Source organism: Pseudomonas sp. S1(2024), assembly GCF_046557535.1.
The window spans coordinates 1-6,945 of sequence record NZ_JBKGFP010000128.1; the positions used below are offsets into that span (position 1 = coordinate 1).

Consider the following 6,945-nt stretch of genomic DNA (forward strand, 5'->3'; position numbering starts at 1 on the left):
GCGATGGGCCGCGAAGCGGCCCCGGCATTTTTTGCATCACCGCTGAACTCCAGGGGCCGCTTCGCGGCCCATCGCGACACAAGGCCGCTCCTACAGGGCCCTAGCGGTTGAACCGCTCCACCAGCGAGTACTGGGTACCCGCCGTACTGGTCAGCTCTTCGCTGAGCAGCGCCGAGTGCTGGGCCTGTTCGGCAGTCTGGTCGGCCAGGTCGGCGATGGTGCTGATGTTGCGGCTGATCTCGTCAGCCACTGCAGTCTGCTCTTCGGTCGCTGCAGCAATCTGGGTGGCCATGTCGGTGATGTTGGCCACCGCTTCACTGATACCCACCAGCGCCTCGTCGGCCTGCATCACACGGTCGACGCCTTCCTGCGCCTGGCGATGGCCGGTTTCCATGGTCAGTACGGCATTGCTGGCGGTTTGTTGCAGCTTGGCGATCAGGCCGTGGATCTGCCCGGTGGATTCGGCAGTGCGCTGGGCCAGCTGGCGCACTTCGTCGGCCACCACGGCAAAGCCTCGGCCCATTTCACCGGCACGTGCCGCTTCGATGGCCGCGTTCAGCGCCAGCAGGTTGGTCTGGTCGGCGATGCCCTTGATCACATCGACCACGCCACCAATCTCGTCGCTGTCCTTGGCCAGTTGCGTCACCGTCTGGCCGGTTTCGCCCACCGCCGCCGACAGGCGCTCGATGGCCTCGCGGGTTTCACCGGCAATCTGACGGCCCTGGCTGGTCAGGCGGTTGGCTTCCTGGGTGGCATCGGCGGTGCGCTGCACGTGGTTGGCCACTTCCTGGGTGGTGGCGGCCATCTGGTTGACTGCAGCGGCAACCTGCTCGGTCTCCACCCGTTGGCGCTCCAGGCCCGAAGAGCTCTTGTGCGCAAGCGCGTCAGACTGGCGCGCCTGTTCGCTGAGGTGTTCGGCGCTGTCCTGCAGGCGGGTCAGGCAGGTTTTCATGCGCGCGTCCTGGCTGAGCATGGCCATTTCCAGGCGCGCCTGCACGCCCCGGCTGTCGGTGTACATCTGCGCGATCAGCGGGTCGGAGGTGGTTTGCTCGGCCAGGCGCAGCAGGCGCTTGAGGCCGCGCTGCTGCCAGCTCAGGCCCAGCAGGCCCAGCGGTACGGAAAGCCCGGCAGCCAGGGCGAAGCCCCAGGAATGGCCCAGCCAGTTGCCGATCAGGAAGCCCACCTGGCTGATCAGGATGAACGGCAACCAGTCCTGCAGCACCGGTAGCCACTTGTCCCGGCGCGGTACCGGCGGCTTGCCCTGGTTGATGCGCTGGTACAGCGCCTCGGCGCGGCGGACCTGCTCGGCGGTGGGCTTGACCCGCACCGATTCGAAGCCGACCACCTGGTTGTTGTCGAAGATCGGCGTGACATAGGCGTTGACCCAGTAATGATCGCCGGACTTGCAGCGGTTCTTGACGATGCCCATCCACGGCTGGCCCTGCTTGAGGGTTTGCCACATGTGAGCAAACACCGCTGGCGGCACGTCAGGGTGGCGCACCAGGTTGTGCGGGGCACCGGTCAGTTCTTCGCGGGTGAAACCACTGATCTCGATGAAGGCATCGTTGCAGTAAGTGATCACACCTTTGGCATTGGTGGTGGAGATCAACCGCTGCTGGGCAGGGAAAGTCCGTTCTCTCTGGGTAATCGGCTGGTTGTTACGCATGGGTTGATAGTCCGCAGGGCTTTCGACTGGTATCGGCAAGCCGCTGGTTTTATTGAATGAATAATTAATGTGCTTGACCTGTGGCAGCAGTCCATCACTTTAGGTCTGGGTTAGCCAACGAGCACGTTCAAGTAATTTAGCGTCATTATTTCGTTTTTACCGCTGTTTAATGACGGATAAGTCGAATGATGACCGAATGGCTAGCCAAGAGCCAGCATCGGATAGCTGAACAGGGTGAAATGCACCAGGTTCAGGCCAAAATGGCAGAGCACCGCAGCCGCCACGCCGCCCCAGCGGTACGCCAGGCCGTAGCCGATACCGGCAAGGGTGGCCAGGTATACCCATTGCCAGCCGGCCCCCAGGTGGGCCAGGCCGAACAGCAAGGCGGCGGCGAACAATGCCAGCCCTTGGTGGCGCAGCAGCCGTTGCAGGCCGGCCTGGATGTAGCCGCGGAACAACAGCTCTTCGGTCAGGCTTACCAGCAGCAGGTTGTTCAGCAGCCAGAGCCAGGCTTGGTCGGGCCATTTCGGGGCCCAGGCCAGCATGCCCATTGCCCAGGCGCTGCCCAGGCAGGCGAGCAGGGTCAGGGGCAGGGCGTACAGCAGGCTGGTCGCCAGGCCTTGGCTGCGCCACAGGAACAGCCAAGGGCAGGCCAGCAGCAGCCAGGCGCCGATCAGCGGTTTGTCCAGGTTCAGGTACATCGTGAAGGGCAGGGCGCCAGGGCTGAAGACAACGCCGTCGATGACCTTGGCAGCGTTGAAGCCGGGCAGCCAGTGCAATGCCAGGGCGATGGCCGAGAGGATGAACAACGTGTGGCCGAGGGCTTGTTGCCAGCGCTGGGGGCGGCGAGCGAGCAGGGCGCTGGCAAGCAGGGCGAGAAAGGTGGGCAGGGTGGTGATGCCGAGGTTGCCATAGCTCAGGGCGAGGGTGTAGCCGAGCGCCAGGAGTAAAAGTGCGATCAGGTTGAAGCGAGGCACGAGTGGTCCTTTTCGGGTAAACGGAAACGGGCCGCTCCTACAGGCGATCGGCGTGCACGGCAGCCCCAAGCATACGCGCCTCAACCAGCAATCAGCTGGCGCAACACATAATGCAATATCCCCCCTGCCTTGAAGTACTCCACTTCATTCACGGTATCGATCCGGCACAGCACCTCGATCTGCTCGTGCTGCCCATCCTCGCGGGTGATGCGCAAGGGCAAGCTCATGCCCGGGCGGATCTGTGTACCGTTCAAGCCCAGCACATCGATCTTCTCCTTGCCGGTCAGTCCCAGTTGCTTGCGGTTGTGCCCGGCCTTGAATTGCAGCGGCAGTACGCCCATGCCTACCAGGTTGGAGCGGTGAATGCGCTCGAAGCTTTCCGCCAGTACCGCTTTGACCCCCAGCAGGTTGGTGCCTTTGGCGGCCCAGTCGCGGCTCGAGCCGGTGCCGTATTCCTGGCCGGCGATCACCACCAGCGGCGTGCCTTCCTGCTGGTAGCGCATGGCCGCGTCGTAGATCGACAGCTTCTCGCCACTGGGCACGTGCAGGGTGTTGCCACCTTCTTCGCCCGCCAGCATTTCGTTGCGGATGCGGATGTTGGCGAAGGTGCCGCGCATCATCACTTCATGGTTGCCACGCCGTGAGCCGTAGGAGTTGAAGTCGTGGGGCTCCACGCCCTGCTCACGCAGATAGCGCCCGGCCGGGCTGTCGGCCTTGATGTTGCCGGCCGGGGAAATGTGGTCGGTGGTCACCGAGTCACCCAGCAGCGCCAGGATCCGCGCACCCTGGATGTCGGTGACCTGCGGGGGTGGCCCGCCGATGTCGTCGAAGAACGGCGGATGCTGGATATAGGTAGAATCGGCCTGCCACACGTAGGTGGCCGCCTGCGGTACCTCGATGGCCTGCCACTGTGCATCGCCGGCGAACACTTCGGCGTATTCCTTGTGGAACATCGCCGTGTCTACCTTGGCCACGGCAGCGGCAATTTCCTGCTGGCTGGGCCAGATGTCGCGCAGGTACACCGGTTGGCCATCCTTGCCGGTGCCCAGAGGGTCGCGGGTCAGGTCCAGGCGTACGCTGCCGGCCAGGGCATAGGCCACCACCAGTGGCGGCGAGGCCAGCCAGTTGGTCTTGACCAGCGGATGCACACGGCCTTCGAAGTTGCGGTTACCCGACAACACAGAAGCCACCGTGAGGTCGGCGCTGCCGATGGCTTTTTCGATTGCTTCATCCAGCGGGCCGGAGTTGCCGATGCAGGTTGTGCAGCCATAGCCGACCAGATCGAACCCCAATTGGTCCAGATAGGTGGTTAGCCCGGCGGCCTTGAAGTAGTCGGTGACCACCTTGGAGCCCGGCGCCAGCGAACTCTTGACCCAGGGTTTGCGTTGCAGGCCTTTCTCCAGGGCCTTTTTCGCCACCAGCCCGGCGGCCATCATCACACTGGGGTTCGAGGTGTTGGTACACGAGGTGATCGCGGCAATCACCACGGCGCCATCGCGCAGGGTGTGGGTCTGGCCTTGATGGCTGTAGTCGATCTCCCCAGCCTGGTCGGCGTTGCCCACCGCCACGCCGCCGCCACCTTCGCTTTCCAGGCGGCTGACCTCTTTGGCCAGCGGTTTGGGTTGCAGTTCGATGAAGTGGTCGAAGGCCTGGCTGACCTGGCCCAGGGCTACCCGGTCCTGCGGCCGCTTGGGCCCGGCCAGGCTGGCCTCGACCTCTTGCATGTCCAGCGCCAGGCTGTCGCTGAACAGTGGCTCCTGGCCCGGCTGCCGCCACAAGCCCTGGGCTTTGCAGTACTGCTCGACCAGTTGCACCGTCGCCTCGGGGCGGCCGGACAGGCGCAGGTAGTCCAGGGTCACCTGGTCGACGGGGAAGAAGCCGCAGGTGGCACCGTATTCCGGGGCCATGTTGGCGATAGTTGCCCGGTCGGCCAAGGGCAGCTCTGCCAGGCCGTCGCCGTAGAACTCGACGAACTTGCCCACCACGCCCTTCTTGCGCAGCATCTGCGTCACCGTCAGCACCAGGTCGGTGGCGGTGATGCCTTCGCGCAGCTTGCCGGTCAGCTTGAAGCCGATCACTTCAGGGATCAGCATCGACACCGGCTGGCCGAGCATGGCCGCCTCCGCTTCGATCCCGCCCACGCCCCAGCCGAGCACGCCGAGGCCGTTGATCATGGTGGTATGCGAATCGGTACCGACCAGGGTGTCGGGGAAGGCGTAGGTTCGGCCATCGGCCTCACGGGTCCAGACGGTGCGGCCGAGGTATTCGAGGTTGACCTGGTGGCAAATACCAGTACCCGGCGGTACCACGCGGAAGTTGTCAAAGGCGCTCTGGCCCCAGCGCAGGAAGGCATAGCGCTCGCCGTTGCGCTGCATTTCGATGTCGACGTTCTCGCTGAAGGCCTGCGGCGTGCCGTAGCGGTCGACCATCACCGAATGGTCGATCACCAGGTCCACGGGTGAAAGCGGGTTGATCCTCTGCGGGTCGCCGCCGGCCTTGGCCATGGCAGCGCGCATGGCGGCCAGGTCGACCACGGCCGGCACACCGGTAAAGTCCTGCATCAGCACCCGCGCCGGGCGGTACTGGATCTCGCGGTCGGAGCGTCGCTCGCCCAGCCATTGGGCGAGGGCGCGCAGGTCGTCGCCGGTGACGGTCTTGCCGTCCTCCCAGCGCAGCAGGTTTTCCAGCAGTACCTTCAGCGACATGGGCAGGCGCTGCAGGTCGCCCAGTAGGCGGGCGGCCTCGGTGAGGCTGAAGTAGTGGTAGGTCTGGTCGCCGACCTTGAGGGATTTGAGGGTATTCAGGCTATCGAGCGAGGGCATTGCCAACTCCTTCTGCGCAGGTGCCTGGCAAGATATGCCTGTGGCACCGCTGTGTATCGATCCGCACGGCACGGACCTGGCTGAAAGGTCAGGTTAGACCGCTTTGCGTCAACTGACCCTTTTCTGGACCGGCGGGGCGTGTCGCAGGTTCCGATCTTCCTTTATCATCGCCGCCCTGCCGGCGCCTGTGGCGCGCCAGCCGTAGTGGAGTGAGAGATGAATACCCTGTTCATGCATTGCCGGCCCGGTTTCGAGGGTGAGGTGTGCGCCGAAATCAGCGAACATGCCGCCCGCCTGGGCGTTGCCGGCTATGCCAAAGGCAAGCCGCAGAGTGCCAGTGCCGAGTTTGTCTGTAGCGAGGAGGGCGGTGCCGAGCGCTTGATGGGGGAGCTGCGCTTCAACCAGCTGATTTTCCCGCGGCAGTGGGCTCGTGGCGGTTATGTCGAACTGCCGGAAAGCGACCGTATCAGTGTGCTGCTGGCGCATCTGGCCGGGTTCCCGGTGTTCGGCAGCCTGTGGCTGGAGGTGCTGGACAGTAACGAAGGCAAGGAACTGTCCACCTTCTGCCGCAAGTTCGAGGTGCCGCTGCGCAAGGCTTTGGAAAAGGCCGGCCGCCTGGTCGACGATGCCAGCCGCCCACGCCTGCTGCTCACCTTCATCAGCGGCCGCCGGGTATTTGCCGGTGTTGCCCAGGCCAACAACAGTGCACTGTGGCCCATGGGCATCCCGCGTCTGAAGTTCCCCCGCGAGGCGCCCAGCCGCTCGACCCTCAAGCTGGAAGAGGCCTGGCATCAGTTCATCCCGCGCGAGCAGTGGGAGCAGCGCCTGGGCGATGACATGACCGGTGTCGACCTGGGGGCCTCGCCGGGTGGCTGGACCTACCAGCTGGTGCGCCGGGGCATGCTGGTGACCGCCATCGACAACGGGCCGATGGCCGAAAGCCTGATGGACACCGGGTTGGTTCAGCACCTGATGGCCGATGGTTTCACTTGGCAACCGAAGCAGCCGGTGGACTGGATGGTGTGCGACATCGTCGAGAAACCGGCCCGTACCACCTCGCTGATCGAGACCTGGCTGGGCGAGGGGTTGTGCCGTGAAGCTGTGGTCAACCTGAAGCTGCCGATGAAACAGCGCTATGCCGAAGTACGCCGGCTGCTCGACCGCATGGAGGCGACCTTCAAGGCGCGCAAGATCAAGGTGTCGATTGCTTGCAAGCAGCTGTATCACGACCGCGAGGAAGTGACCTGCCATCTGCGCCGGTTGGACTTGAAGCCGCGCTAGCACAGCGAACTGCTTTGCTCTTGCTCTTGCTTCGGCTTTTGCTTCTAAGCGCGCGATAGTTCAGGCGCCGCCGATTGCGACTTCAGGAGGCCGAGCGAAGGGACTGCGGAGGGAGGTGACGGGCATGGATGCCCGTCAAGCGCTGAGGCCCCATGGATGGGGCCTGCAGCGCGTACTCCCGGGAGCAGGCCCGTAGCGA

General features: G+C 64.3%; 4 protein-coding genes. 1 reads left to right on the forward strand and 3 read right to left on the reverse strand.

Annotation, left to right across the window (positions count from 1 at the left end; translation table 11 throughout):
• Positions 1–100: 100 nt before the first annotated feature.
• The 3 genes from ACLCGK_RS31055 to acnA all read right to left on the reverse strand — a co-directional run bounded on the left by ACLCGK_RS31055 (position 101) and on the right by acnA (position 5,465).
• Entirely contained in the window at positions 101–1,666 is a 1,566-nt protein-coding gene (locus tag ACLCGK_RS31055; protein ID WP_015269510.1) for a methyl-accepting chemotaxis protein, read from the reverse strand.
• 200 nt (positions 1,667–1,866) lie between these two features.
• A complete protein-coding gene (locus ACLCGK_RS31060) occupies positions 1,867–2,643 on the reverse strand; it encodes a type II CAAX prenyl endopeptidase Rce1 family protein (protein WP_410953567.1) in 777 nt (258 codons plus the stop codon).
• 80 nt (positions 2,644–2,723) lie between these two features.
• Complete coding sequence (acnA, locus tag ACLCGK_RS31065; RefSeq protein WP_410953568.1) at positions 2,724–5,465, reverse strand: aconitate hydratase AcnA; 2,742 nt, start codon at positions 5,463–5,465, stop codon at positions 2,724–2,726.
• Between the two features lie 216 nt (positions 5,466–5,681).
• On the opposite strand from acnA, the gene rlmM reads away from it, so the two are divergent.
• The gene (gene rlmM, locus ACLCGK_RS31070) at positions 5,682–6,746 is read left to right on the forward strand and encodes a 23S rRNA (cytidine(2498)-2'-O)-methyltransferase RlmM (protein ID WP_410953569.1); all 1,065 of its coding nucleotides are present in this window, start codon (positions 5,682–5,684) and stop codon (positions 6,744–6,746) included.
• Positions 6,747–6,945: the final 199 nt, after the last annotated feature.

Bases quoted from the DNA above. Each gene is read 5' to 3' on its own strand.
- ACLCGK_RS31055 (WP_015269510.1), bottom strand. From the start codon at position 1,666: ATGCGTAACAACCAGCCGATTACCCAGAGAGAACGGACTTTCCCTGCC.
- acnA (WP_410953568.1), bottom strand. From the start codon at position 5,465: ATGCCCTCGCTCGATAGCCTGAATACCCTCAAATCCCTCAAGGTCGGC.
- rlmM (WP_410953569.1), top strand. From the start codon at position 5,682: ATGAATACCCTGTTCATGCATTGCCGGCCCGGTTTCGAGGGTGAGGTG.